This is a genomic window from Rhodococcus sp. C1 (genome assembly GCF_020809065.1).
Lineage (GTDB): Bacteria > Actinomycetota > Actinomycetes > Mycobacteriales > Mycobacteriaceae > Rhodococcus_F > Rhodococcus_F qingshengii.
On sequence record NZ_CP078080.1, the window covers coordinates 1,806,029 to 1,831,568 of the forward strand.

Below are 25,540 nucleotides of genomic sequence, written 5' to 3' on the forward strand. Positions count from 1 at the left end.
CGATGGTGCGGGACTTATGTCTTGCGCATGTACATCCGCACGGTCAAAGGTGCCATGACGGCAACGATCACCGCGGCGCCCACCAGCGACCATACGACGTGGATACCGAAGTGTCCGTCGTTGGCCAGCTCGCGAACCGCGGTCACCAGGTGTGAGACCGGATTGACGTTCACGAACTTCTGAAGCCAACTCGGCATGGTGGCAGGATCGACGAACGCATTCGACAGGAACGTCAGCGGGAACAGCACGAGCATCGAAACACCCTGCACCGTGGACGCTTTGTTCATCAGCACGCCCATGAGAGCGAAGATCCAGCTGATGGAGAACGCGCACACCATGACCAGGATCGCGGCAGACAGAATGCCGACCACGCCGCCTGCGGGGCGGTAACCCATCGCGAAACCGACGATGAACGTGATGGTCGTGGCGATGCCGTAGCGCACGACGTCGGCGAGCAATGCACCGGACAGCGGGGCGATACGAGCGATGGGAAGGGACTTGAAGCGGTCGAACACGCCCTTGTCCATGTCCTCACGAAGCTGAGTGCCCGTGACGATGGAACCGGTGATGACGGTCTGGACGAGGATGCCGGGGATGATCGTCGGCAGATATGCCGTCACGTCACCGGCGATCGCGCCGCCGAAGATGTAGGTGAACATCAACGTGAAGATGATCGGCTGGATGACGACGTCGAACAGTTGCTCGGGGTTGTGCTTGATCTTGAGAATTCCGCGGTACGCCATCGTGAACGTGTTCGCGAAGCTCTGCTGCAGGCTGATGCGGCGGGGTGCGGCATCCGGCTGGGCTATCGGCGACCGGGGTTTGGTGAGGGTGGTTGTCATGCGACGCTCCGATCGGAGTCGTTGTCGGACTGGGCGTCGTTGCGTCCACCGTCTTCGGGCTGGTGCCCGGTGATGGTCAGGAACACTTCGTCCAGGCTGGGTTTCTGTACGTTGATCTCGTCGACGGCGATACCTTGCTCACGCAGACGGATCAACAGGTCCGCCGTGATCGATGGGTCGCTCAGTGGTGCGGTGATCCGCCCGACCTCGGGAGTGACACCCACCTCGACGCTCAGCGCAGCGGCGATGAGCGAGCGAGCCTCCTCGGTGCGATCACGATCGACCAGCTTGAGTTGGAGCGAGGAGATCCCGACCGAAGCCTTGAGTTCGTCGGCGGTGCCGTTGGCGATCACGCGGCCGCGGTCGATCACCGCGATGCGATCGGCCAGTTGATCGGCTTCGTCGAGGTACTGCGTGGTGAGCAACACCGTCGAACCCTCGGCGACGAGTCGCCGGATGGTCACCCACATCTGGGCGCGGGTGCGCGGATCGAGGCCGGTGGTGGGCTCGTCGAGAAACAGCAGCGGCGGGCGCGCGATCAGGCTTGCCGCCAGATCCAGGCGTCGACGCATGCCACCGGAGAAGTTCTTCAGCGGTTTGGTCGCGGCCTCGACCAGATCGAACTCCTCGAGGAGTTCCAGGGACTTGGTGCGCGCATCGCGGCGGCTCAGGCCGAGCAGCCGCGAGAAGATCACGAGGTTCTCGGTCGCCGTCAGATCCTCGTCGACGGAGGCGTACTGACCGGTGACGCCGATCAGGGATCGGACCGCGGTGGGTTCACGGCTGACGTCGTGGCCGAAGATGCGCGCCTCACCGCCGTCGGGGCGAAGGAGAGTGGCGAGCATGCGGACGGTGGTGGTCTTGCCGGCGCCGTTCGGCCCGAGGACGCCGAACACCGAGCCGGTGGGGACGGTGAGGCTGACGCCGTCGACCGCGCGGTGCTCGCCGAACTTCTTGACGAGTCCGTCGGCCTCGATGGCAAGAGGCGAAGCTGTGTGGTTCATGGGATGAAGCTTGGCAGACCGATCTTGCATGGACCTTGCGTGGAACTTGCGGTTACTTGCACAGCGCGCGAGGTCGGTGCTGCGGCTGCTAGCTGAACCGAGCCACCAGGGCGGCGCGGTCGAGCTTTCCCGGTCCACGCAGGGGGAGCGCGTCCACGACGAAGAGTTCCCGCGGCGCCGCGGTGACGTCGAGTGTCCGCTGAGCATATGCGCGCAGTTCGTCGAGCGTCGGAGCTTCGCCCTCGGGTACGACCACGGCCACCACCCGCTGCCCCAGCCGCGGGTCCTTGATGCCGATCACCGCGCACTCGCGAACGGCGGGGTGATCGGCCAGCGCGGCCTCGACCACCTGCGGTACGACGGTCAGCCCACCGGTGGAGATTGCCTCGTCCAACCGGCCGCTGATGCGCAGGACCCCGTCGACCACTGATCCGGCGTCGTCGGTCCGGAACCATCCGGGTTCGGCGAAGGCAGGGTGGTCGGGAAGCCCGCGGTACCCGGACGCGAGCATCGGACCGCCCAGCAGAACTCGGCCGTCGTCGATACGAATCTGTGCTCCGGACAACGGGATTCCGTCGTAGACGCAACCGCCGGACGTTTCGCTCATCCCGTAGGTGCGGACGACGGTGATGCCCGCTTCGGTCGCCTGCGCGAGTACCGGTGCGGGAATAGCAGCGCCGCCGAGCAGAACCGCGTCGAGCGAAGCCAGGGCCTCGACCGCGGAGCGATCACCGAGTGCCTTGACCAACTGCGTCGGCACCAACGAGGTGTAGCGGCGCGGTCCGCTCATCGCGGCGACAGCGCCCGGCAATGCGGCAGGGTCGAAACCCGCACTGACGTCGACGATCACCGGTTGTGTTTCGGCGAGGACACTGCGCAACAGAACTTGCATCCCGGCGATGTGGTGCGGGGGGAGAACCAGCAACCAGGATCCGGTGCCGCCGAGGCGTTCATGGGTCGCGTCGCCGCTGGCTCGCAGTGCGCTCGCGGTGAGCATCGCGCCCTTCGGGGTTCCGGTGGTCCCCGACGTGGCGACCACCAGCGAGATGCCGTCGTCGATGGGCTGATCGGGGTGCAGAGCGTCGCTCAGTCGGGCCGTCTCGCGTGCGTCGGCCGCCGGGACGGGAAGCACGGCGTCGTGCACGCCGTCCAGGATCTGCGCGATGGCAGGCAGTACCTCGAAGACCGCCTCACCCTGTGGAACAGCCAGTGTGCGAAGAACTTTCACCGGACGTCCGGTCCAGCCAGCGGCCAACCACCGGCAGCCAGATGGCTTCGTACGCGGTCGACGTCGGTTTCGAGTGGCATCTCGTTGGTGATCTTCGTGATGAGGACCTGGATGTCGGTCTTCTCGATGGGTAGATCGCCGTCCTCGATCAACGCGTCGGCGACGGCGTCGACCTCGGTTTCGGAGAGTCTGCGAGTGAGGAGCGCGAAAAGTGGGATGTAGTCCTGCTCGGGGACGCCATTGGGATAGCCGGCCCGCAACCAGCCGACTATCGACGTGAGGAAGGGCGGAAGGGCCATGACGTCAGCTCACGTCTCGAACTTCGTTGTCGGTGTCCACGTCTTCGATGACCGGCCACCCACCTGCGCGCAGCCTTTCGGTGACACGATCGACGTCGTCCTCGGACGGCTCCTCGTTGAGGATTCCCTCGATGATGGCGCGGATGGTGTCGTAGTCGACGTGGCGGTCCGGCACTTCGTGTGCCGACTCGATGGACATCGAAACGACCTGCTCGATCTCCTCGTCCGTCAGACGACGACGGAGAACGGCGAGCAGCGCAAAATGATCCTTGTCCGGGATGCCCTCGGGATACCCGGCACGCAGCCAGTCGAGCACGCTGCGCAATGAATACTTGCTCAAATCCTCGGCCTCATTTTCGTTTCGGTGGTTTCAGTGGTGTGCCGCGACGACCACTCAGAAGACGTGGATTCCGAACGTGCTGGCCAAGAAGTTCTTCATCAACAACAGTATTCCGGCGAAGATCGTGACGAGCACGACCGCAAAACAGAGGTACGCACCCATTTTACCCAGGGTGGACGGTCCTTCGGTGCCGTCGGCGTTCGGCAGACTCAGCGACTTGAGGCCGAAGGCGAAGATCGCCGGCAGTCCGGCTCCGAAGAGCAGTCCGACTGCCACTACCTGCCAGAGCGAATCGAGGGTATCGGTGAGTAGATGCATTCTCTTGCGCCCCTTTCAGGAGTTGCGAGTGGGTTCGGTGGACGGAGTGGGATCAGCAGTCGGAATCTCGCGAGCCGTCGCATCCGGATTCTCGTCCCATTCGGCGGTCACGTTGGCGGCGTCTACGGGTTCCTTACGCGAACGCAGGTACATGAAGATCGCGAACGCGATGAGGGCAGCGAAGACGACGAGCACGCCGGCCAGGCCGCCGATCAGATGCGCGAGTGCCCAGCAGATGGCGCCGACCACTGCGGCCGACGGCAAGGTGATCAACCAGGCGGCGGCCATCCGGCCTGCGACGCCCCAGCGGACCTCGGCGCCCTTGCGCCCGATGCCGGTACCGAGGATCGATCCGGTGGCGACGTGGGTGGTCGAGAGGGGGAGTCCGAGGTGGCTCGACGTGAGAATGATGGCGGCGGACGACGCTTCGGCTGCCAGACCCTGCGGCGCGGCGATCTCGACAAGGCCCTTGCCCAGGGTGCGGATGATGCGCCAACCGCCAAGGTAGGTGCCGAGAGCGATCGCGACGGCACAGGTGAACTTCACCCAGAACGGCATCTCGGTCTCGGCGGTGATGGTGCCGTGAGCGACCAGGGCCAAAAAGATGACGCCCATAGTCTTCTGGGCGTCATTGGTGCCATGCGCAAGTGAGATCAGCGAGGCGGTGCCGATCTGGCCGAAACGGAAACCGCGCTCACGCTCGTCTTCCTTGACGGATGCGGTGATTCGGTACACGAGCTTGGTACCGACGCCTGCGACCAGGGCCGCGACGACCGGCGCGAGGATCGCGGGGACGACGACCTTGGTCAGAACTCCACCCCACTCGACGCCGCCCATACCGATGGAGGCGATTGCGGCGCCGATCAATCCGCCGAACAGTGCGTGTGAGGAGCTCGACGGCAATCCGAGCAGCCAGGTCGCCAGATTCCAGATGATTCCGCCGACGAGACCGGCGAAGACGATCAGCAGCAGATCCTGCCCACTGACCGCGCCGAGGTTGACGACGCCTTTGGCCACGGTCGCAGCGACCTCGACGGACAGGAACGCACCGACCAGGTTCAGGATCGCGGAAAGTGTGACCGCAACTTTGGGCTTGAGTGCTCCGGTCGCGATGGAGGTGGCCATTGCGTTACCGGTGTCGTGAAAACCATTCGTGAAATCGAACGCGAGGGCGGTGACAACTACCACCAGGAGGATTACGAGCTCTGCGGTCACAACGTGAATTGTGCGTATCGAACGCGTAAAAGTACAGCGAACGGGATGCGAACAGGGGCTCCGCGGAGTACGTCCCCGCGCGTGGGCTGCGGCGCTGCCGTTCGCGATGTGTTCAGCGCCACGAAATCGGAACCCTGTGTGGGACCTCACTTTTTGGTCTCACTCACCGGGAAGGCACATTCGGACCGTTTTAAACGCTGATTACCTACGGGCACCGAGCGCACCGGAACAGGGGTTTCACCCCTGTTTCTCGGTGTCTGTCAGTGAGAAGGAGAGCTCCGACCGTGAAGCCCAACAAGTCCACGAAGCTGATCGTGGCACTCGCCGCGACCGCCGTTCTGGCGTCAGCCTGCGCATCGAATCGTGGTGACGATCCCTACGCCGTCGCTGTCGGCGGACCCGGCGTCAGCGCAGACCTTGCGTCGAGCACATCCGACGCGAAGTTCGGCACCCTCGATTCGCCCTGTGGTGAAGGCGACGCCACCGGCGCAACCGATCAAGGCGTCAGCGACACCGAGATCAAGATCGGGTTCGGTGACGACCGCGGTTATGTGAAGTCTCCTGGGCTGAACAAGGAAATGAGCGATGCGGTGAACGCGCTCATCTCTTGGTGCAACGATCAGGGCGGCATCAACGGCCGCAAGGTTGTCGGTACCGACTACGACGCCGCGATGACGCAGGCCAACTCGGTCATGCAGGAAGCGTGCGCGAGCCAGTTCATGATGGTCGGCTACGGCTTCGCGATGGATCAGACCGCCGAGCAGACGCGTGTCGCGTGCAACCTGGTGTCCGTGCCAGGCTTCACCGTGTCACCCGACGCAGCCAACGGACCGATGACATTCCAGGGTGTCCCGTTCCCGGTCGACTACGCGAACGGTTCGCAGTGGTTCCAGATGGCCGAGATGCACCCCGATCTGGTGAACGACTTCGACGTCGTCAACAGCACGATGCCCACGATCATCAGCTCCACCACGAAGATTCGCTCGATCGCCGAGGCTGCGGGCTTCAAGCTCAAGGATTGCGGCGTCACACTCAACTACGAGGGGGAATCGAGCTATGTGCCGTTCGCCGAGAAGTACAAGGAGTGCGGCGCGAAGGGGATCTGGACGTCACGATCGGCAAGCCCGTCGGAGCTGAACTTCGTGAAGGCGCTCGATCAGGTCGGGATCGATCCCGTCTTCTTCGGTGAAGCCACCTGGTACGGCGCGACCGTCTCCGATTGGAACAAGGACACCGGACTGCTCGACAACCTCAACGCGGGCATGACCTTCCAGATGCTCGAGAACGCGGACAAGGTGCCCGCAGTGAAGAAGTACGTGGATCTGGTCTCCGAGCAGGGTGGCAAGACCGCGCTCCTCGGTATGCAGGCGGCGTCGTCGTTCCTACTGTGGGCGGCCGCCGCGGACGAGTGCGGTAGCGATCTGACGCGTCAGTGCATGGTGAACGAACTCTCGAACATTCACGAGTGGGACGGCGGCGGATTGCATGCCGTCACCGATCCCGGCAAGAACATGCCGGCCACCTGCGGACTCATGACCTCGCTGAAGGGCAGTACCTACTCGCAGGCGTTCCCGTCCACCGCGGGCGAATTCAAGTGTGACCCCAAGTACCTCGTCGCGACCGACAAGAGCACCTGGGGAACCGAACTCGGCGCTGACCGCGTGTCGACGAAGTACCAGAACGCCAACGTCATCAAGCCGCAGTCCTGATTCTTCCGACTCGGGCGGCGAGCGCCAACCGCCGCCCGAGTCCCTAACGAGGGTTCAGCCATGAACACTTTTGTCACTTTCACGATCCTGGGCCTGGTCCTGGGGTCGGTGTACGCGATCGCCGCCTCCGGGCTGGTACTCACGTACAACACGTCAGGCATCTTCAACTTCGCGCACGGTGCACAGGCAATGCTCGGTGCGTTCATCTACTGGCAGTTGCGCTACGGCTGGGAACTTCCCACTTTCGTCGCCTTGCTGATTTCACTCGTCCTGGTCGGGCCACTGATGGGCCTCGGCCTCTACGTCCTGATCATGAAGGGTCTGCGCGATACCGCCGAGGTCACCAAAATCGTTGTGACGGTCTCGATCCTGCTCGGAATGCTCTCGATCTCGCACTGGTTCTGGCACCCCGAGACCGCTCGGACGATGCAGATGTTCTTCGGCGACCAGTCCAAGATCACGGTGTTCGGCGCGAGCATCCGCTACCACGAGTTGATCTGCATCCTCGTTGCGATCGCCATCGCCGTCGGCCTGCGCATCCTGTTCACGCGCACCCGCGCCGGTGTCGCGATGCGCGGCGTCGTCGACGATCCGGAACTGTTGCGCCTCAACGGCCACAATCCGGAGCGTCTTGCGGCACTGTCCTGGGCGATGGGTTCGACGCTCGCAGTCCTGGCCGGCATCCTGATCACCCCGATCAGTGGCGGCACACTCGAGGCGAACATGTTGACACTCTTGGTGATCGACGCGTTTGCCGCGGCCATGTTCGGCCGGTTGCGCAGCATTCCGCGCACGTTCGTCGGCGCCGTGGTCCTCGGGCTTGCCGGTACGTACGTATTGGCATACTTCCCGACGAGTTGGAGTTGGACGTCGAATTTCCGTGTCTCCCTGCCGATGATCGCGCTGTTCGTGGTGCTGATCGTGCTCCCACAGGACCGGTTGCGTGGAGCGGTCACCCGTACTCGCGAGCGTTACCACGTGCCGAGCGTGCGCAAGGCCGTCGTCTGGGGCGTGGCACTGATCGTCATCGTCTACCTGATCCGTCTGCTGATGGTGACCTCCGCCGTCACCACACTGACCATCGGAATGACGTTCGCGATCATCGCGCTCTCGCTCACACTCCTCACCGGCTACGCGGGTGAATTGAACTTGGCGCCGGTGTCTTTCGGCGCTATCGCGACCATCGTGGCCTTCCATTTCGGGATCTCCGGTTCCGGGTTGGCTGCGCACCTCAACCTGTGGGGCATCGTCGTCGGAGTCCTCGTCACCGCAGTGATCGGTGGCCTCGTCGCCCTACCGGCGCTGCGGCTGAGAGGGCTGTATCTCGCGCTGGCAACCATGGCCTTCGGAGTGTTCCTCTCCAACATGGTCCTTCGCGACACCACCGAACACGAGATGTTCGGCATGAAGTACTCGCTGTTCAAGGACGGGAACATCGCCCTCCCTCCGCTGAAGATCGGTCCGCTCGATCTGAGCAACGAGACGGTGTTCCTGATGACCGTGACCGCGCTGTTCTCGGTACTCGGCGTCGGCGTCATCGCGTTGCGTAACAGCGGCTACGGGCGCCGACTCGCGGCGATGAAGGACAGCCCGGCCGGTTCGGCCATGCTCGGACAGAGCCTGGTTCGGCTCAAGCTGAGCGTCTTCATGATCTCTTCGGGGATCGCCGGTCTCGGCGGCATTCTGATGTCGAGCGCCATGGGGTCCGTCTCGGGCGAGAGCTTTGCCATCATGGTCAGCCTCTCGCTGCTCATGCTGACCGTCGTCGCGGGTATCGGATACGTCACCGGCGCCCTGTTCGGTGGACTGATGGCCGGAATCGGGTTTGCGGTCATCATGGTCTCGTTCACCAATCTGGCTTCGGCGCAACCGGAGTTGGAGGGAATGTGGCTGCTCTTCGGCAACATCGCGGCAGTCAGCCCGGCACTGATCGGTATCGGCGTCGGCGCGAACCCCAGCGGAACGGTCCACAGCGTGATCGAGGGCTACCGACGGCTCGCCGGTGCCAAGCCTGTTCTGATCGGCGGCGCCGCAGTCGTTCTGCTGACCTACGTCCTTGCTCTGACCGGTGTACTCGGCAACTGGTGGTTCGCGTCCATCACGATCGCGGTGGTGTTCATGCTGCCGGTGATCGGTGAGATGGTCATGCCCAGCGCGGTTCTCACTCCGGAGGAACTGGCCGCCAAAGCGACAGTCGTTCCCGAGGACATCGGGATCGATGTCCCGTACAGCCCCGAGATCCGTGACGAGATCGACCGCGAACTGGGGATTCCTCAGTACCAGGGTGGCTCGCCGAAGGAGTTGACCGTCCATGTCTGATACACCACTTCTCGAAACGCGCGGTGTGAGCGTTCGTTTCGGTGGACACGTCGCGGTCAAGGACGTTTCGCTCACCGTGCAACCCGGCACCGTGACAGGACTCATCGGACCGAACGGTGCCGGCAAGACGACGCTCTTCAACACAATCACCGGGCTGCAGAAACCCACCTCCGGTCAGGTGTTCCTCGGTGGCGTCGACGTGACGAAGCTGCCGCCGCACAAGCGGGCGGGGCGCGGGCTGGCACGTACCTTCCAGCGGCTCGAACTGTTCGTCTCGCTGTCGGTGCGAGACAACCTGCGCGTCGCGGGAGACATCCACAAGGCGAACGGCCGCAACAAGATCGACGTGGACGGCGAGACCGATCGCCTGCTGGAGCTGACCGGGCTCACGGATGTCGCGGACAAGGACGTCGCGGACATCCCCACCGGACGGGCTCGCGTCGTCGAAGTTGCACGAGCCCTCATGACCGACCCGCGAGTGCTTCTGCTCGACGAACCGGCCTCGGGTCAGACCGAGCAGGAAACCGAGGTCTTTGCCGAGATGCTCACCGAACTTGCTGCGGGTGGACTCGGAATCTGTCTGGTGGAGCACGACATTCCGCTGGTGATGAAAGTGTGCTCGACCATCCACGTGCTCGACTACGGCGCAGTCCTCGCCTCGGGTGATCCGGAGAAGATCCGGACGGATCCGGAAGTGATCGCGGCCTACATCGGGACCGAGGAGGAGGCGGTATGACGTCAGCGAAAATTGGCGAGGCGAAAATCGACGAGGGTATACGCAGCCCCGACCGCGCCGAACCGTTGCTCGAACTGTCCGGTGTCCGCGCCGGTTACGGATCCATCGAAGTTCTGCACGGGGTGGACCTGATTCTGGAACCGGGCGCCGTGGTGGCGCTACTCGGACCCAACGGTGGCGGCAAGACGTCGACGCTCAAGATCTGCTCGGGCGTCCTTCCGGTCACCCGCGGCGAGTTCCGGCTCGCGGGCCAGGTCGTGAACGGAGTCGAGCCTTCGGAGTTGGCTCGGCTGGGGGTCTGCTCCATCCCCGAAGGACGCGGGATCTTCGCCAACCTCACTGTGCGGGAAAACCTGTGGATCGCCACCGGAACGGGCGTCGGGCTGGCCGAACTCGAAGAGGTTGCGTACGGCAGGTTCCCGATCCTGGGGGAGCGGCGCGGACAGTTGGCCGGATCGATGTCCGGTGGTGAGCAGCAGATGCTGGCGCTGTCACGGGCACTCGGCACTCACCCGACGGTGCTCCTGCTCGACGAGCTGTCGATGGGTCTCGCACCTCGAATCGTCTCGCAGATGTACGACGTCGTCGGCTCGCTTGCAGCCGAAGGCATTTCCATTCTCGTCGCCGAGCAGTTCGCGCGAGCGGTGCTGCCCATCGCGACCTCGGCCGCACTGATGTTGCAGGGACGCGTCGTCAAGACCGGCGATCCACACGACATCGAAAACGAACTTTCTACCAGTTATCTAGGAGGATGACGATGACTACTCTCGCCGAAGATCGCCGTGAGGAATTCAAGAAGAACATCGCAGAGTTGAAGCTGGACAAGAAGCAGGCAGGCGGCGACGCGGCGACGCGCATCGCGGGCCTGGTGCTCATGGTCGTCGGAGTGGTCGGCGCCTTCGTCGTCTACATCTCTTCGCTGACGCTCTCGGACCTGCGGGATCTGGTGTCGTACCAGATCCTCACCGTGGTTTTCCTCGCCCTGACAGTGGTCGGTGCCGCACTCTTCCTGGCCGCATCGGTGGCAAAGGTGCTGCGGCTGTGGTTGGTTCGCCAACTGCTCGAGGGCCAGGCACAGACAGATCAGATCTCTCAGGCGCTGAGCACGCGCAACTGATCTCTGCGAAGAACCGACAGATGCCCGCCACGAAAGTCGTGGCGGGCATCTGTCATTGCTCGGCTACAGCGGTGTCTCGACTACGCGGACGGTGGCCGGGAATCGCGTCGGATGGGATGGTCCTCCGGGATCTGCACCATCACGATCGGTGTCCCGTCCGGGTCGGCGATCCACATCTCGTGTAGACCCCACGGTTCCTGTCTTGCCTCGCGCGCGATCTTGACCCCGGCGAGAACCAGTTCGGTCTGAACGGCAGTGAGGTCCCGGACCTGCAGCCAGATCGCGCCGCGAAAGCCGCCCTCGCCGGTGCCGCCGTGCGCAGCGACTTCGATCAGCCCTTGGCCGGCGAAGAAGACTGTGCCGCCGGGATATTCACGAGCGATCGCCAGACCGAGGGTGTCTCGGTAGAAGCTCAGCGTTCGTTCGTACTCGCTCGGGCGCAATATCGTCCGACTGCTCAGAATCTCCACGTCCGACCTCCCTCTCGCACCTACTGTGTCAGAAATACCAGGGATATGGTGACCAGTCGGGATCACGCTTTTCGAGGAACGAGTCACGACCCTCGACGGCCTCGTCGGTCATGTACGCCAAACGTGTTGCCTCACCGGCGAACAGCTGCTGGCCGACCAACCCGTCGTCCTGCAGGTTGAACGCGTACTTGAGCATCCGCTGTGCCTGCGGCGACTTGCCGTTGATCTTGCCGGCCCAGTCGATCGCGACGTTTTCGAGTTCAGCGTGGTCGACAACCTTGTTGACCGCGCCCATCTGATGCATTTCCTCGGCGGTGTACGTCTCACCCAGGAAGAAGATCTCGCGAGCGAACTTCTGGCCCACCATCTTTGCCAGATAGGCGCTGCCGTAGCCGCCGTCGAAGCTTCCGACGTCGGCGTCGGTCTGCTTGAACCGTGCGTGCTCGCGGCTGGCGAGCGTCAGGTCGCACACCACGTGCAGGCTGTGGCCGCCGCCCGCAGCCCAGCCGTTGACCAGGCAGATCACGACCTTCGGCATGAAGCGGATCAAGCGCTGGACCTCGAGGATGTGCAGGCGCCCGGCGCGTGCTTTGTCGACGGTGTCCGCCGTTTCTCCTTCGGCGTACTGGTAGCCGCTGCGACCACGGATGCGCTGGTCTCCGCCGGAGCAGAACGCCCAACCGCCGTCCTTCTCGCTCGGTCCGTTGCCGGTCAGGAGCACCGCTCCCACGTCGGAGGTCATCCGGGCGTGATCGAGCGCGCGGTACAACTCGTCGACGGTGTGCGGGCGGAACGCATTACGCACTTCCGGTCGGTCGAAGGCGACGCGAACGGTGCCTTGGCTGACATGCCGGTGGTAGGTGATGTCGGTGAGGTTCTCGAATCCGGGGACAGGGCGCCAGAGCTGCGGGTTGAAGGTCACCTGAGCCACGATAGAGGCACGGCTCGCGCGTCTAACGGATACCTGAGGTAGAACACGTTCCCGGGCGCGCTAACGTGCAGGTCATGAGCGAACAAACCGCAGACGGCACGGAGATCGTCACAGACGGTGAGAAGCGGGGCGGATTTCCACGGTTCCGGCACACTCCCGCAGGTCCGGACTTCGGCCGCTTCGTCGAAGCGATGCGCAGGTTGCAGGACCTTGCCGTCTCGACCAATGTTCCCGACGACGTACTCGCAGACATCGCTACGCAAGCCGAGGAGCTTGCCGATCGGTTGACTCCGTACGAGGTCCCGGAAGGCAAGTCGCCCGCGGGCTCGAACATCCAATTGCCCGGACGCGGCAGCCTCCTCATGCTCCCGTGGATGGTCGAGAAGTTCGACACCGAAGGAGTCCGCAGTACCGGCGTCTTCCGTCGCTACCACCTGGGCGGCAACGGCGCCGCTCACGGCGGTGTCCTGCCCTTGCTGTTCGACGACGTCTTCGGGATGACGGTCCACGCGGGTGGCCGTCCGATCTCCCGCACCGGCTACCTCCACATCAATTACCGCGCGATCACTCCGCTCAATCAACAACTGGTGATCGAGGGGCAGGTGGATCGGGTCGAGGGTCGCAAGACTTTTGTCAGCGCGCGCCTGACCGATCTCGACGGCAAGCTCCTCGCCGACGGTGAGGCGCTCATGATCGAACTGCTTCCGGGACAGCCCTGACATGTTCCCCTCGTTCGACGATCTGATCGCGGACGCCGTGGTTCTCGCGCTGCCGATGCGAGTTCGCTTTCGCGGCATCACGACTCGTGAGGCCCTGCTCGTTCGCGGCCCGGCCGGGTGGGGAGAATTCGCCCCCTTCGTCGAGTACGACGACGACGAGGCGTCGCAGTGGCTGCTCGCGGGTATCGAAGCGGCGTGGCTGGGTCCGCCGCCTGCGCTTCGTGACGCAGTTCCCGTCAACGCGACCGTGCCGGCGATCGACGCGTCTGCCGTTCCGGAATTGCTGGAGCGCTTCCCCGGCGCCCGGACAGCCAAGGTCAAGGTCGCCGAGAAGGGACAGTCGCTGGCGCAGGACGTCGCCCGGGTGAACGAGGTGCGTCGGCACATCCCGAACGTGCGCGTCGACGCCAACGGCGGGTGGAGCGTGGACGAGGCGATCACGGCCTTGCGAGCGATCACCGATGCCGGTGAACTCGAATACGCCGAGCAGCCGTGTGCAAGCGTCGAGGAACTGGTCAGGGTCCGCGCCGCGGGGACCGGTGTGCGGATCGCTGCCGACGAGAGCATTCGCCGTGCCGAGGACCCGCTGCGCGTCGTACGAGCCGGGGGAGCGGACGTCGCCGTCGTGAAGGTGCCCCCGCTGGGCGGAATGCGTGCTGTGGTGGCGCTGTCGGCGCAGCTGGCGGACTACGGGGTGCCGGTGGTGGTCTCGAGTGCGCTGGACACGGCTGTGGGGATGTCCGCGGGACTGGCGGCCGCGGCAGCGTTGCCTTCGCTTCCGTTTGCCTGCGGCCTCGGCACGGGCGGCCTGTTCGTCCGGGATGTCGCGGTCACCGGGGCAGCTGTCGACGGTGCTTTGTCGGTGAGTGCCGTCGAGCCTGATCCGGTTCTGCTCGAGACGCTGGCCGCGCCCGCGGACCGGCGCGACTGGTGGTTGGAGAGGGCCAGGCGCTGCCATCGGATACTCGGCAGTAGGGACCAGCCGAATTTCGTATAGTCTCGGGCGCGACCTGATGAACATCAGTGAAGAATGAAGGGATCGAAAGTGGTTGCAGCTCTGAACGAAACCCTGCTCGAGGAATCACGGGTTCCCGCGGTCGTCGCGGACGTGCAGACCTTGATCGACGCAGAGGTTTCGGATAAGTCGGGGGCCTCAGGGCTGGCTCTCAAGGGTGGCTACGGCGCGGTCAAGAAGGTGAGCCCGTCCATCGTGCCGGACGCCGTCACCGCGCTTCTGCCGGCTTTCGTGGCAAAGCTCGAGCCGTACTGGCAGGAATTCTCGGCTTCCGGCGAAGGCAGCTTCGCCGATTTCATCAGCGCCCGCGGCGACGCGGTTGCCGATTCCCTCCTCGAGGTGACGGACGAGCGTATCGAAGGTAGCGACAAGGCCGTCGTCAAGTCGATGTACTCGAAGCTGCGCGGTTCGGCGAAGAAGCATGTGACTGCAGCTCTGCCGCGTCTGGGCGATGTGATCCAGAAGCACGCTGCATAAGCGAACGTAAAACGACGAGTGGCCCGGGAGTTTCTCTCGGGCCACTCGTCGTTTTCGGTGCGTTTGTCAGTGAGCCGAATGTCCGTGGCGCCAGAAGCCGGTGAAGGTGATGTCGGTTTTGGCGAACTTCCGGTCGTTCACGAGGTGCCGACGCAGCCCGGTGGTGAGTGCCTGTTCGCCGGCGACAAAGGTGTACGACGGCCCCTCGGGCAGTTCGGCGGCGCGGACGGTCTCGAGGGTCAGAACACCCGGCGTCGCGTGTTCGTCCTCGCGAACGAGCCAATGCACGTTGACGTTCGCCAACTCCGGAATGTCTTGCTTGTCTTCGATGTTCGGAATCTCGACGAAGACCTCGGCACGCAGGTCTGCGGGCGCGGATTCCAGAATGCCGATGATCGCGGGAAGTGCACTCTCGTCGCCGACGAGCAGTTGCCACTTGGCCTCGGGTGTGGGGTTGTAGATGCAGCCTTCGTCCAAGAGGGCGACCTCGTCGCCGGCCGACGCGGTGTCCGCCCACGCGGATGCCGGGCCGATGTCGCCGTGATAAGCGAAGTCGATGTCGATCTCCGTGGTCTCGCCGAAGAGACCGGATCCGGCAGCACGGTAGGCGCGAATCGTGTAGTTGCGCACGACTGGTCGCGTGTCCTTGGACATCAACAGGTACTGCGCATACCAGAGATTGCTGGCCGCGCTCGGCAACCGGAGTTCACTCTGGCCGACCTGCGGGATGAACATGCGGAACCACTGATCGGCACCCATCGGAGCGATGGTGGACAGCTCTTCGCCGGCAATGGTCACCCGGATGAAGCTGGGGCTGATTCGTTTGTTCGCCACGACCTGCGCCGACACGATGCTGCGTGAGGCCGGTTTCACGAACTTGGCGCGCTTGGCCATGACTGGTTGCTCCCTGATTATCTGTTACTCGTACCTAATCAGGTAACCCTAACCTGATTTACGGTAGCTGTGGAGTGGTGGGTCTGTCCTTTTCGACGACTTCGGGAGGAAGACCCCACTGCGCTCGGCCAAGTCGGCTCATCGGTGCTATTGCCGCGAAGTCCGGCAGGCCGTCGTCGGCGACAGCCTCGGGACGTACTGCGACCGCCACCACATTTCCCATCACGACAAATGAATTGCCGACCTCGACGACCTGGTGGAGCGTGCATTCGATGGCGATCGGGGAGTCGGCGACCCGGACGGGGCGAACCCGCTCGCTCGGCTCGCTACGGATGTTCAACTCGAGAAACTCGTCGGCCTCGGCGTCGTAGAAGGCGGAACTCTGGTTCACCACGTCGGCAAGCCTGGCAGTCGCCAGGTTGATCACGAATTCGCCGGTCGCTTCGATGTTGCGCAGACTGTCCTTGCGTCCGACCGACGTGAACTGCACGATCGGCGGCGCCGAACTTGCCACGGTGAAAAAGCTGTACGGAGCCAGATTGCCGACGCCGTCCGCCGACAGGGTGGACACCCAGGCAATCGGCCGGGGGACCACCGAAGCGGTGAGTAACTGATAGAACCGGCGGGGTTCGAGCTCGGCTGGATCGAAGAGTGTGCGCACCCACACATAATGCCGCTGTCCCCGCCCCTGGGCATGCTTGCACCCGAACATCTGACACTCTTGAAGGCGTGAATCCGTCCACTGCACAAGCCACAGCCGTCGTCGACGAACTGGTTCGTGGTGGCGTGCGTGAAGTCGTGCTGTGTCCAGGCTCTCGCAACGCGCCCCTCGCATTTGCCCTCCAGGCTGCCGATCTCGACGGCCGGTTGCGTCTGCACATGCGGATCGACGAGCGGACAGCAGGCTTTCTGGCACTCGGAATGGCAATCGCCGGGAAACGACCGGTCCCCATCGTGATGACTTCCGGGACCGCCGTCGCGAATCTCGGACCCGCTGTCCTCGAGGCCAACTACGCGCGAGTGCCGCTGGTGGTCCTGAGCGCCAACCGGCCGTACGAGATGCTCGGCACCGGCGCCAACCAGACCGTCGAGCAGCTCGGGCTCTTCGGCAGTCAAGTCCGCGCAACCATCAGCCTGGGCCTGGCGGAGGACGATTCGACGCAGAACAGCCAGTGGCGCTCGGCGGTCTGCCGGGTCCTCGCCGCTGCCCGCGGAACCCGATCCGGAAACGCGGGTCCGGTGCATTTCGACATTCCACTTCGTGAGCCGCTGGTGCCGGACGTGCACGTGCAGGGACCGGTCCCGGAGGGCCGTCCCGGCGGTGCGGCCTGGACCACCACCCAGAATGCGACGCTCGACGTTCCCGTCGATCTGGATCTGACCGCAGATACGGTGGTCATTTCCGGACACGGCAGCGCACTTCGGCCTGAGCTGGCCGGCCTGCCGACGGTGGCCGAGCCGACGGCTCCGATGCACGGGATCGCACTGCATCCACTCGCGCTCTCGCAACTCAAGCCCAAGCAGGCGATCATCACCGGCCGCCCGACGTTGCATCGTCAGGTCTCGAAGGTGCTGGCCGACCCAGGCGTCCACGTCTACGCGCTGACTACCGGGCCGCGCTGGCCGGACGTATCCGGCAACGTACTCGCCACCGGAACCAGAGCAGTGGTCACCGGGACTCCCGATCCCGCCTGGATCGCTCGATGTGCCGCGCTGACCGAACACGCCGAAACTGCCGTCCGCAAGCAACTCGACGCCCACCCCAAGGCCACCGGCCTGCACGTGGCCGCTGCTGTGATGGATGCTCTCGCGGACGGCGACCAGCTTCTGCTCGGCGCATCCAACCCTGTTCGCGACGCGGCCCTCGTGAGCTACCCCAAGCCCGCCGTGCGGGTGCTGTCGAATCGTGGCGTCGCAGGTATCGACGGCACCGTCTCGGCGGCGGTCGGTGCTGCGTTGGCGTACGACGGTGGCCGGACCGTCGCTCTCATGGGTGACCTGACATTCCTGCACGACGCTTCCGGGCTGCTGATCGGGACCGGTGAGCCGAGGCCGAGCGACCTCACCATCGTCGTCGCCAACGACGACGGCGGCGGTATCTTCGAGCTCCTCGAACAAGGCGACCCGCAGTACGCCGGCGTCTTCGAGCGAGTGTTCGGAACACCACACGGCATGGACCTCGCTGCGCTGTGCGCGGCCTACCGCGTGCCGCACGCAGCGGTCACCGTCGACGCCCTGGCAACGACGCTGGCGCAACCGGCCAACGGCATTCGTGTGCTCGAGGTCGCGACGGATCGCAGTGGGCTGCGCGAACTCCACGCTTCCGTGCGGGCACAGCTGTGACGCAAACAGTTCTGCGTCGCCTCCGCATCGGTGTGCTGGTGGTTGCGGTCGGCATTTCCGTGCTCGCGGTGATTCTGGTTCTCGGTGCCTGGCGCAACGATCGGACCATCGAATCGAACATGGGGACCGCAACCGCCGAGGTGCTCTCGGCGGGCTCGCTACGTTCGGCGATCAGCTTCGTGACACCGGACGGCGCAAATCACAACCCTGAACTCGGCGTTCTCTACCCCACCAATCTGACTGTGGGACAGCGCATCGAGGTGGAGTACTACAAGACCGAGCCCGATTTGGTTCGGGTAGCAGGACGTAACGCGACGGTGGCACTGATCCCGGCCGGATCGGTGATCGTCGTGACGTGGCTCCTGGCTGGACCGTCGATCTGGTACCTGCGCAAGCGGGAAGCGCAGGCGGCAAGTTCGGCGCCGGTCGCCTCGAGTTAGTTCGCGCTTCGCCCGAACTTCACACGAACATGACGTGGACTTTTCCTGGCCCTGTCACCGTTCTCGGTGTGAGAGTAGCCATCGTTGCGGAGTCATTCCTGCCCAACATGAACGGCGTCACCAACTCGGTACTACGCGTGCTCGAACACCTCGATCGCACTGGCCACGACGCCATGGTCATTGCGCCGGACACTGTCGGATCCGACACCTCTGCCGCCACCGAACACGAAGGCGTTCAGGTGGTTCGGGTGCCAGCCGTCATGGTGCCCAAAGTCAGTTCACTTCCCGTCGGCCTGCCGCAACCACGATTGACCACGGCCGTGCGGACCTTCGCGCCCGACGTCGTCCATCTGGCGTCACCGTTCCTGCTCGGCGCCGGAGGAGTGGCCGTCGCGAAGCGGCTCGGGATCCCGACCGTCGCGGTCTACCAGACCGACGTCGCCGGATTTGCCGAAAGCTACGGGCTCGGCGTCACCAGCCGCGCCGCATGGGCGTGGACCCGTCGAATCCACAAGAGCTGCAACAGGACACTCGCGCCCTCCACGTCGGCAGTCGACGCCCTCGAAGAGCACGGCATTCCGCGCGTGCACCGATGGGCCCGCGGCGTCGACGCACAACGATTCGCGCCTTCGCGTCGTAGCTCGGTGTTGCGGCAGTCCTGGATCGGCGACAGCGACCGGTTGGTGGTCGGCTTCGTCGGTCGCCTCGCGCCCGAAAAGCACGTCGAACGATTGGCGGCCCTGGCCGGCGATCCCAGTGTGCAGATCGTCGTCGTCGGAGACGGCCCGGACCGCGAGAACCTACGACGACTGATGCCGGACGCGATCTTCACCGGACAACTGGGCGGTACCGCGCTGGCCGACGCCTATGCGAGCCTGGACGTATTCGTTCACCCCGGCGAGCACGAGACCTTCTGCCAGGCGGTTCAGGAAGCCCTCGCGAGTGGTGTGCCTGTCGTCGGACCGGACGCCGGCGGACCGCGTGACCTGATCTCGCATTGCCGCAACGGCTACCTCCTGCCGACGGACAGGTTCACCGAACTCCTGCCAAGCGCCGTGGACGCTCTTCGTCAGCGTGATCTGCGGGTGCAGTTCGGCTCCGCGGCGAGGCGCTCGGTGCTGCACCGGACCTGGCCGGCAATCTGCGAAGAGTTGCTCCGTCACTACGAGGATGTGCAGGGCCTCGGGCGGCGAACGGGTGCCAGAGCAGCCTGAACGCCCTCGCTGCCCGAGGGTTGGTAGCGTTTCGGGTGTGGCCACTACACACGGAACCCGAGCAACTCTCGAGAAGCAACCGCACGAAGTAGCGTCGATGTTCGACGACGTCGCGGAGCGATACGACCTCACCAACACCGTGCTGTCCTTCGGCCAGGACAAGGGTTGGCGCAAGGCCACCCGCGAAGCCCTCGACCTCAAGCCGGGCGAGAAGGTACTCGACCTCGCCGCCGGAACCGGAGTCTCGACCGTCGAACTGGGGCGCTCCGGTGCCTGGTGCGTCGCCACCGACTTCTCCAAGGGAATGCTCAAGGCCGGAATCTCGCGCAAGGTTCCGATGGTCGCAGGTGACGCGATGTACCTGCCGTACGCCGACAACGTGTTCGACGCCGCGACGATTTCCTTCGGTCTGCGCAACGTCTCCGACTTCGAAGCCGGACTGCGTGAGATCGCCCGCGTCACCAAGCCGGGCGGACGTCTCGTCGTCAGCGAGTTCTCGACGCCCGTCTTCGGGCCCTTCCGCACGGTCTACATGGAATACCTCATGAAGGCGCTCCCGCAGGTCGCACGCACCGTCAGCAGCAACCCCGACGCCTACGTCTACCTCGCCGAATCGATCCGCGCCTGGCCGACCCAGGAAGAGTTGGCCCGCAAGATCGAGGCTGCCGGGTGGAAGAACGTCAAGTGGCGCAACCTCACCGGCGGCATCGTGGCGCTGCATTACGCCACTGCCTGAACTGCTGTGCGCCTTTATCAACCCCCGGCGGTTAATAAAGGCGCACAGCACTTGCTCAACCGAACAGCGGTCGGGAGTCGATCTTTCTCGACGCGGCCCCCGACGCACGCCATGCCTTCGCCGTCAGATCGGCGTCGGCGTCGGTGACGAGGTTCCCCATCACCCGAACGGCGACCGTCATCAGTGCCCGTGAGCGCATCGCAATCGGGCCCGAGGCGGGCAGGAATTGCGGAACCGTCAGCAGGCCTGCGAGCCGGCGCGCGACCGAGAATGCCTGCCCGTAATGCTCCCGAAGCACGGTCGGCCACAGCTCCGTGAGGTCGTCGGCGCCGAGCTGTTCGACCACCAGACGTCCGCCTTCGAGGCCGTAGTCGATGCCCTCACCGTTGAGCGGGTTCACGCACGCTGCGGCGTCGCCGATCACGGCCCAGTTGCGTCCGGCGATGTTGGAAACGGCTCCACCCATGGGTAGCAAAGCCGAAGCGACGGAATGTATTTCGCTGCTCCACTGCCACTCGCTTCGGCGCTGATCGGTGTAGAGGTCCAGCAAGGGTCGCAAGGCACCTGGTGCCGGGCGCTTGGACGTCGCCAGTGTCCCGACGCCGATGTTCACCTCGCCGGTACCGAGCGGGAAGATCCAGCCGTACCCCGCCTGCAACGTGCCCTCGGTGTCCCGCAGTTCCAGATGCGAGGTGATCCACGGGTCGGCGCTGCGCGGCGTCGCGACATACGCGCGTGCCGCGACGCCGTACGCAGTGTCCCGGTGCCACTGCCGTCCCAGCTTCTTGCCGAGCGTCGAGCGAACGCCGTCGGCGATGATCAGCGTCCGACAACGAAGGGTGCTTCGTCCCGAGGGGCCGGCGAGTACGACGGCGGCTACTCGATCACCGTCGAGTTCGACGTCGACGGCCTTGGTGCCCTCGACCATGACCGCGCCGGATTCGACGGCGCACCGGCGAATGGCGTCGTCGAGTTCGGTCCGAGGGATCGCACTGCCGATCGGCGGGAACGACGTCCCTGGCCACTCGAGTTCGAGTTCTTGTCCGAAGCCGGACAACCGCAGGCCCTTGTTCGTCGTATGTGACCGAACCCACTCGCCGAGGCCGAGGCGATCCAGTTCGGCCACGGCGCGCGGAGTGAGTCCATCACCACAAGTCTTGTCTCGCGGGAACACGGCAGCGTCCACCAGCACGACGTCTCGGCCGCTGCGGGCGGCCCACGCCGCGGCCGAAGAACCCGCGGGACCTGCGCCGATGACCACAATGTCGGTTTCGTTCGGAAGCGAATCGACGACGGGGGACTGCTCTTCTACGGACACACTCACATCTTCCCAGGCTCGCGATCGCCACCGTGGCGAGGCCGTCCCGAGTGCGAACCGCTAGGTTCACTACCGTGGGAACCGAGCCGTCACTGACGACAGGAATGGGTACTGACATCGTGAGCACCGAAAAGACTGCTGCCGACGCAACCGCATCGAGCACCGTCGTTGCAGGCATCGACCTGGGCGACGAACAGCTCGCCGCAGTAGTGCGTGGTGGACTCTCCGATGTCGAGGAGTTGTTGGTCAGCGAGCTGTCCGACGGAGAAGACTTCCTCACCGAGGCCGCGCTGCATCTCGCGCGAGCTGGTGGAAAGCGCTTCCGTCCGTTGTTCACGATCCTGACCGCGCAACTCGGACCGGTGCCGAACGATCCGTCGATCATTACCGCAGCGACTGTCACCGAACTCGTTCACCTGGCGACGCTCTATCACGACGACGTCATGGACGAGGCGTCCATGCGGCGCGGAGCACCCAGCGCCAACGCCCGCTGGGGAAACAGTGTGGCGATCCTGGCCGGCGACTATCTGTTCGCGCACGCATCACGCCTGGTGTCGACGCTCGGACCCGAGGCCGTTCGGATCATCGCCGAAACATTCGCCGAACTGGTCACCGGCCAGATGCGCGAGACGATCGGTGTCAAGAAGGAGCAGGATCCGGTCGAGCACTACCTCAAGGTCGTGTGGGAGAAGACCGGTTCGCTGATCGCTGCTTCGGGACGCTTCGGCGGCACCTTCTCCGGCGCCGACGCAGCTCACATCGAGCGCCTCGAGCGCCTGGGTGACGCCGTCGGCACCGCGTTCCAGATCTCCGACGACATCATCGACATCTCGTCCGTCTCGGCGCAGTCCGGCAAGACGCCCGGCACCGACCTGCGCGAGGGAGTCCACACCCTGCCCGTCCTGTACGCCTTCCGCGAAGAAGGGGCCGACGCAGATCGCCTGCGGGAGCTGCTCGCGGGCCCGGTTACCGAAGATGCCCTGGTAGAAGAGGCCCTCGAACTGCTCGAGCGTTCGCCGGGCATGGTCAAGGCGAAGGCAAAGCTGGGCGAGTATGCCGTCGCGGCGAAAGCACAGTTGGCTGAGCTCCCGCAGGGACCGGCCAACGAAGCGCTCGTGCGTCTCGTCGATTACACGATCGAACGAGTCGGCTGACACCTCGGCGAATCGGGGCTACCGGGTGGAAACCCCGACAGTCACTGGGTGGGAACCCTGATGACCCTGTCCTTCGTTGACTTAACAGAACCGGTGCATACACCGGGGAGTTCGGGTGAGCCTTCGGCTCCAGCGAGGCAAGAGGTGAGCGGTTTGCACGGCTACGCGAACGGTGCGAAGACATTCGGCTTGTTGGTGGGGATGTCGGCGCTGATCGTCTTCATCGGCTCGCTGTTCAACAGCCCGTTCCTTCTGTGGGGATCCGTTCTGTTTGCCGTCGGCATGAATGCCTACGTGTACTTCAACAGCGACAAGCTGGCGCTTCGATCGATGCGCGCCCAGCCCATCACCGAGGTCGAGGCACCGGCGATCTACCGGATCGTGCGCGAACTCGCCACGACGGCGCACCAACCGATGCCCAGGCTGTACGTCAGCCCCACGAACGCCCCGAACGCGTTTGCCACCGGTCGTAGCCCTCGGCACGCCGCGGTGTGCGTGACCAGCGGCATCATGCAGATCCTGAACGAACGCGAACTGCGTGCCGTGCTCGGGCACGAACTCTCCCACGTCTACAACCGGGACATTTTGATCTCGTCCGTGGCCGGCGCGATGGCCAGCGTCATCTCTGGCCTGGCCAACTTCGCGATGTACGCGAGCATCTTCGGCGGCCGAGGGAACGGGCAGGGAAGCAATCCGATCGCGCTGCTGCTCGTCTCCCTACTGGGACCGATCGCGGCAACCGTGGTCAAGCTGGCCGTCTCGCGCTCTCGCGAGTACCAGGCGGATCAATCGGGAGCCGAGCTCACCGGTGACCCGCTGGCGTTGGCGTCGGCGCTGCGCAAGCTCGAGTCGGGCGTCGCAGCCGCGCCGTTGCCGCCTGAGCCCAAGCTCGCGGCGCAGTCCCACCTGATGATCGCCAACCCCTTCAGAGCGGGGGACAAGGTCAGCAAGCTGTTCTCGACGCATCCGCCCATGGCGGACCGGATCGAGCGTTTGGAGAAGATGGCGGGGATGTAGGGGCCTTCGGCCCCTGTGAGCCTTTCTGGTCGTCGGAACTACCAAAAAGGCGCACAGGGGCGCAGCCCCTACTACCGGTAGTTCACGAACTGCAGGGCGATCCCGAAGTCCTCACCCTTGAGCAGGGAGATGACGCCCTGGAGGTCGTCGCGCTTCTTGCTGCTCACACGAAGTTCCTCACCCTGGATCTGCGCCTTGACGCCCTTGGGGCCCTCGTCGCGAATCTTCTTGGTGATCTTCTTCGCGTTCTCGCTGCTGATGCCCTGGACCAAGGTTCCGGACAGCTTGTAGATCTTTCCGGACTGCGCCGGCTCGCCGGCATCGAATGCCTTCAGCGAGATGTCGCGACGGATCAACTTCTCCTTGAACACGTCGAGGGCGGCCAGCAGTCGCTCCTCGGTGTCGGCGTTCAACGTGATCGTCTCTTCACCAGACCACTCGATCGACGCTCCCGTGTTTCGGAAGTCGAAACGCGTGGTCAACTCCTTGGCAGCCTGATGCAGGGCGTTGTCCACCTCTTGACGGTCAACCTTGCTCACCACGTCGAAGGACGAATCAGCCACTTCACACTCCCGCTTTCCGGTAGTTCACGAACATCGAGTTCCGCCCACCTTCCATACCGGTGGACACCTCGACGTTATCGGGTCGGCACCGCCCGTTACCACCCGGTTTGCAAAATGGGGGTGTGTTCGTTGTATTCTTCTCACCGCACCGAGGAAGCCGTTTTCGGCCGCCGCACGTCGCGATATACTTGCGAATGCGCCGGATCGAAGCCTGGTGCAAGCACGGCAGATTGCCCGAGCGGCCAATGGGAGCGGACTGTAAATCCGTCGGCTTATGCCTACGTAGGTTCGAATCCTACATCTGCCACACCAAGTCAGCCCCGATTCTCTTCGCGAGAGTCGGGGCTGACTTTTTTGTGCGTGTACCGAGGTCGAGCGCGCGTTGGCGACGCAGGCGCCGGCTTCGGCTCAGGGGTGTCGGGGGCTCAGGGGCCTCGGGATGGGCACCGGGGGATGGTTTCAGGGGGAGTGCAGGGTCGAGCTGGTTCCCGCATAGCCCTCGCCAGCGGCCCCGATCGGTGCAACAATGGGCTCCGGCACCATTTTTGCCCCGATGACCAGCGGATTTGGTGCTGGCGCTCGTTCGTGTGTAATCTTTCGGAGGCTTCAAGAGAGCGGCAACGCACTCCTGAGCCACGCCCCCTTAGCTCAGTCGGTAGAGCGTTTCCATGGTAAGGAAAAGGTCAACGGTTCGATTCCGTTAGGGGGCTCGCTGGATTGTGGTGCCGTGCTTTCCGCGCGACACTCGACACCGAGGCGGTGTAGCTCAGTTGGTAGAGCAAACGACTCATAATCGTTGCGTCGCCGGTTCAAGTCCGGTCACCGCTACACAATATGCATGATCCACCCTGATTGCTCGTAATCAGATACACCCGAAAGAAGGCATCCCGTGGCCTCCTCGACCGACGTTCGGCCCAAGATCACCTTGGCCTGCGAGGTATGCAAGCACCGCAACTACATCACCAAGAAGAATCGGCGCAACGACCCCGATCGCCTGGAGCTCAAGAAGTTCTGCCCCAACTGCGGAACCCACCAGTCGCATCGCGAGTCGAAGTAGTAAGTCCTTAACAGGACGACGATTTTCGCGGAAGACCCTCTCTGGGCCTGCGTCTTCGGGTCCTA

The 25,540-nt window shown here is 64.3% G+C and carries 28 protein-coding genes and 3 tRNA genes; 18 read left to right on the top strand and 13 right to left on the bottom strand.

Annotated elements, in window-relative coordinates; translation table 11 throughout:
• Positions 1-14: 14 nt before the first annotated feature.
• The 7 genes from KTR60_RS08400 to KTR60_RS08430 all read right to left on the bottom strand — a co-directional run bounded on the left by KTR60_RS08400 (position 15) and on the right by KTR60_RS08430 (position 5,246).
• Entirely contained in the window at positions 15-842 is an 828-nt protein-coding gene (locus tag KTR60_RS08400; protein WP_003941848.1) for an ABC transporter permease, read from the bottom strand.
• On the bottom strand, positions 839-1,846 hold the full coding sequence (locus KTR60_RS08405; protein WP_003941960.1) for a daunorubicin resistance protein DrrA family ABC transporter ATP-binding protein: 1,008 nt from the start codon (positions 1,844-1,846) through the stop codon (positions 839-841). The genes KTR60_RS08400 and KTR60_RS08405 overlap by 4 nt, the downstream gene beginning before the upstream one ends.
• 88 nt (positions 1,847-1,934) lie before the next feature.
• Complete coding sequence (menE, locus tag KTR60_RS08410; RefSeq protein WP_228402026.1) at positions 1,935-3,074, bottom strand: o-succinylbenzoate--CoA ligase; 1,140 nt, start codon at positions 3,072-3,074, stop codon at positions 1,935-1,937.
• Positions 3,071-3,373: a DUF3349 domain-containing protein gene (locus KTR60_RS08415; protein WP_003941976.1), complete on the bottom strand. Its 303-nt coding sequence runs from the start codon at positions 3,371-3,373 to the stop codon at positions 3,071-3,073. The genes menE and KTR60_RS08415 overlap by 4 nt, the downstream gene beginning before the upstream one ends.
• 4 nt (positions 3,374-3,377) lie before the next feature.
• Entirely contained in the window at positions 3,378-3,713 is a 336-nt protein-coding gene (locus KTR60_RS08420; protein WP_003941853.1) for a DUF3349 domain-containing protein, read from the bottom strand.
• 54 nt (positions 3,714-3,767) lie between these two features.
• Positions 3,768-4,031 carry a hypothetical protein gene (locus KTR60_RS08425; RefSeq protein WP_003942079.1) on the bottom strand — a complete coding sequence of 88 codons (264 nt, stop codon included), beginning with the start codon at positions 4,029-4,031 and terminating at the stop codon, positions 3,768-3,770.
• A 15-nt stretch (positions 4,032-4,046) separates the two neighbouring features.
• Positions 4,047-5,246, bottom strand: a complete 1,200-nt coding sequence (locus KTR60_RS08430; RefSeq protein WP_007728486.1) for an inorganic phosphate transporter — start codon at positions 5,244-5,246, stop codon at positions 4,047-4,049.
• A 284-nt stretch (positions 5,247-5,530) separates the two neighbouring features.
• Here KTR60_RS08430 and KTR60_RS08435 point away from each other — a divergent pair, with 284 nt between their 5' ends.
• Genes KTR60_RS08435 through KTR60_RS08455 form a run of 5 tightly spaced genes read left to right on the top strand, consistent with a single transcriptional unit; the run spans position 5,531 to position 11,127 of the window.
• On the top strand, positions 5,531-6,955 hold the full coding sequence (locus KTR60_RS08435) for an ABC transporter substrate-binding protein (protein ID WP_064443322.1): 1,425 nt from the start codon (positions 5,531-5,533) through the stop codon (positions 6,953-6,955).
• Positions 6,956-7,015: 60 nt separating this feature from the next.
• Positions 7,016-9,274, top strand: coding sequence for an ABC transporter permease (locus tag KTR60_RS08440; RefSeq protein ID WP_065352135.1), 2,259 nt, complete (start codon positions 7,016-7,018; stop codon positions 9,272-9,274).
• Positions 9,267-10,010 (top strand): ABC transporter ATP-binding protein, encoded by a 744-nt coding sequence (locus KTR60_RS08445; RefSeq protein WP_003942056.1) that lies wholly within the window; start codon positions 9,267-9,269, stop codon positions 10,008-10,010. The genes KTR60_RS08440 and KTR60_RS08445 overlap by 8 nt, the downstream gene beginning before the upstream one ends.
• Positions 10,007-10,765 carry an ABC transporter ATP-binding protein gene (locus tag KTR60_RS08450; RefSeq protein WP_003941866.1) on the top strand — a complete coding sequence of 253 codons (759 nt, stop codon included), beginning with the start codon at positions 10,007-10,009 and terminating at the stop codon, positions 10,763-10,765. The genes KTR60_RS08445 and KTR60_RS08450 overlap by 4 nt, the downstream gene beginning before the upstream one ends.
• A gap of 2 nt (positions 10,766-10,767) precedes the next feature.
• The gene (locus KTR60_RS08455) at positions 10,768-11,127 is read left to right on the top strand and encodes a hypothetical protein (RefSeq protein ID WP_003942018.1); all 360 of its coding nucleotides are present in this window, start codon (positions 10,768-10,770) and stop codon (positions 11,125-11,127) included.
• 80 nt (positions 11,128-11,207) lie between these two features.
• Here the strand turns inward: KTR60_RS08455 and KTR60_RS08460 are convergent, their stop codons facing one another.
• Together KTR60_RS08460 and KTR60_RS08465 are read right to left on the bottom strand one after the other, a co-directional pair.
• Positions 11,208-11,597 carry a VOC family protein gene (locus KTR60_RS08460; protein ID WP_003941917.1) on the bottom strand — a complete coding sequence of 130 codons (390 nt, stop codon included), beginning with the start codon at positions 11,595-11,597 and terminating at the stop codon, positions 11,208-11,210.
• A 28-nt stretch (positions 11,598-11,625) separates the two neighbouring features.
• On the bottom strand, positions 11,626-12,519 hold the full coding sequence (locus KTR60_RS08465) for a 1,4-dihydroxy-2-naphthoyl-CoA synthase (protein WP_024487301.1): 894 nt from the start codon (positions 12,517-12,519) through the stop codon (positions 11,626-11,628).
• A gap of 83 nt (positions 12,520-12,602) precedes the next feature.
• Between KTR60_RS08465 and KTR60_RS08470 the strand changes: the two genes are divergently transcribed.
• From KTR60_RS08470 to KTR60_RS08480, 3 genes are read left to right on the top strand one after another with little or no spacing between them, the layout of a single operon-like run.
• On the top strand, positions 12,603-13,247 hold the full coding sequence (locus KTR60_RS08470; protein ID WP_037129937.1) for a PaaI family thioesterase: 645 nt from the start codon (positions 12,603-12,605) through the stop codon (positions 13,245-13,247).
• A gap of 1 nt (position 13,248) precedes the next feature.
• Complete coding sequence (locus KTR60_RS08475; protein ID WP_065352136.1) at positions 13,249-14,244, top strand: o-succinylbenzoate synthase; 996 nt, start codon at positions 13,249-13,251, stop codon at positions 14,242-14,244.
• Between the two features lie 48 nt (positions 14,245-14,292).
• Positions 14,293-14,739: a DUF6918 family protein gene (locus tag KTR60_RS08480; RefSeq protein WP_003941973.1), complete on the top strand. Its 447-nt coding sequence runs from the start codon at positions 14,293-14,295 to the stop codon at positions 14,737-14,739.
• A 66-nt stretch (positions 14,740-14,805) separates the two neighbouring features.
• On the opposite strand, the gene KTR60_RS08485 is transcribed toward KTR60_RS08480, so the two are convergent.
• Together KTR60_RS08485 and KTR60_RS08490 are read right to left on the bottom strand one after the other, a co-directional pair.
• Positions 14,806-15,633 (bottom strand): siderophore-interacting protein, encoded by an 828-nt coding sequence (locus KTR60_RS08485; RefSeq protein ID WP_042453072.1) that lies wholly within the window; start codon positions 15,631-15,633, stop codon positions 14,806-14,808.
• Between the two features lie 58 nt (positions 15,634-15,691).
• Positions 15,692-16,294, bottom strand: coding sequence for a flavin reductase family protein (locus KTR60_RS08490; RefSeq protein WP_065352137.1), 603 nt, complete (start codon positions 16,292-16,294; stop codon positions 15,692-15,694).
• 68 nt (positions 16,295-16,362) lie between these two features.
• On the opposite strand from KTR60_RS08490, the gene menD reads away from it, so the two are divergent.
• The 4 genes from menD to KTR60_RS08510 all read left to right on the top strand — a co-directional run bounded on the left by menD (position 16,363) and on the right by KTR60_RS08510 (position 20,366).
• On the top strand, positions 16,363-17,976 hold the full coding sequence (menD, locus tag KTR60_RS08495) for a 2-succinyl-5-enolpyruvyl-6-hydroxy-3-cyclohexene-1-carboxylic-acid synthase (protein ID WP_065352138.1): 1,614 nt from the start codon (positions 16,363-16,365) through the stop codon (positions 17,974-17,976).
• Positions 17,973-18,416 carry a DUF3592 domain-containing protein gene (locus KTR60_RS08500; RefSeq protein WP_042453078.1) on the top strand — a complete coding sequence of 148 codons (444 nt, stop codon included), beginning with the start codon at positions 17,973-17,975 and terminating at the stop codon, positions 18,414-18,416. The genes menD and KTR60_RS08500 overlap by 4 nt, the downstream gene beginning before the upstream one ends.
• A gap of 68 nt (positions 18,417-18,484) precedes the next feature.
• Positions 18,485-19,630 carry a glycosyltransferase family 4 protein gene (locus KTR60_RS08505; RefSeq protein ID WP_197523597.1) on the top strand — a complete coding sequence of 382 codons (1,146 nt, stop codon included), beginning with the start codon at positions 18,485-18,487 and terminating at the stop codon, positions 19,628-19,630.
• 97 nt (positions 19,631-19,727) lie between these two features.
• A complete protein-coding gene (locus tag KTR60_RS08510) occupies positions 19,728-20,366 on the top strand; it encodes a demethylmenaquinone methyltransferase (RefSeq protein ID WP_153212777.1) in 639 nt (212 codons plus the stop codon).
• Positions 20,367-20,421: 55 nt separating this feature from the next.
• On the opposite strand, the gene KTR60_RS08515 is transcribed toward KTR60_RS08510, so the two are convergent.
• Positions 20,422-21,684, bottom strand: a complete 1,263-nt coding sequence (locus KTR60_RS08515) for a geranylgeranyl reductase family protein (RefSeq protein ID WP_416309275.1) — start codon at positions 21,682-21,684, stop codon at positions 20,422-20,424.
• 104 nt (positions 21,685-21,788) lie between these two features.
• Here KTR60_RS08515 and KTR60_RS08520 point away from each other — a divergent pair, with 104 nt between their 5' ends.
• Positions 21,789-22,838 carry a polyprenyl synthetase family protein gene (locus tag KTR60_RS08520; protein ID WP_037129929.1) on the top strand — a complete coding sequence of 350 codons (1,050 nt, stop codon included), beginning with the start codon at positions 21,789-21,791 and terminating at the stop codon, positions 22,836-22,838.
• A 153-nt stretch (positions 22,839-22,991) separates the two neighbouring features.
• Complete coding sequence (htpX, locus tag KTR60_RS08525; protein ID WP_007728460.1) at positions 22,992-23,855, top strand: zinc metalloprotease HtpX; 864 nt, start codon at positions 22,992-22,994, stop codon at positions 23,853-23,855.
• A gap of 71 nt (positions 23,856-23,926) precedes the next feature.
• Here htpX and KTR60_RS08530 read toward each other — a convergent pair whose 3' ends face one another.
• Positions 23,927-24,418: a YajQ family cyclic di-GMP-binding protein gene (locus KTR60_RS08530; RefSeq protein ID WP_003941854.1), complete on the bottom strand. Its 492-nt coding sequence runs from the start codon at positions 24,416-24,418 to the stop codon at positions 23,927-23,929.
• Positions 24,419-24,642: 224 nt separating this feature from the next.
• Between KTR60_RS08530 and KTR60_RS08535 the strand changes: the two genes are divergently transcribed.
• The 4 genes from KTR60_RS08535 (at position 24,643) to rpmG (ending at position 25,475) form a co-directional block, all read left to right on the top strand.
• Positions 24,643-24,725, top strand: a tRNA-Tyr gene (locus tag KTR60_RS08535).
• Between the two features lie 330 nt (positions 24,726-25,055).
• Positions 25,056-25,128, top strand: a tRNA-Thr gene (locus tag KTR60_RS08540).
• A 45-nt stretch (positions 25,129-25,173) separates the two neighbouring features.
• Positions 25,174-25,246: transfer RNA gene (locus tag KTR60_RS08545), tRNA-Met, on the top strand.
• A gap of 61 nt (positions 25,247-25,307) precedes the next feature.
• On the top strand, positions 25,308-25,475 hold the full coding sequence (gene rpmG, locus KTR60_RS08550; protein WP_003941903.1) for a 50S ribosomal protein L33: 168 nt from the start codon (positions 25,308-25,310) through the stop codon (positions 25,473-25,475).
• Positions 25,476-25,540 lie beyond the last annotated feature (65 nt).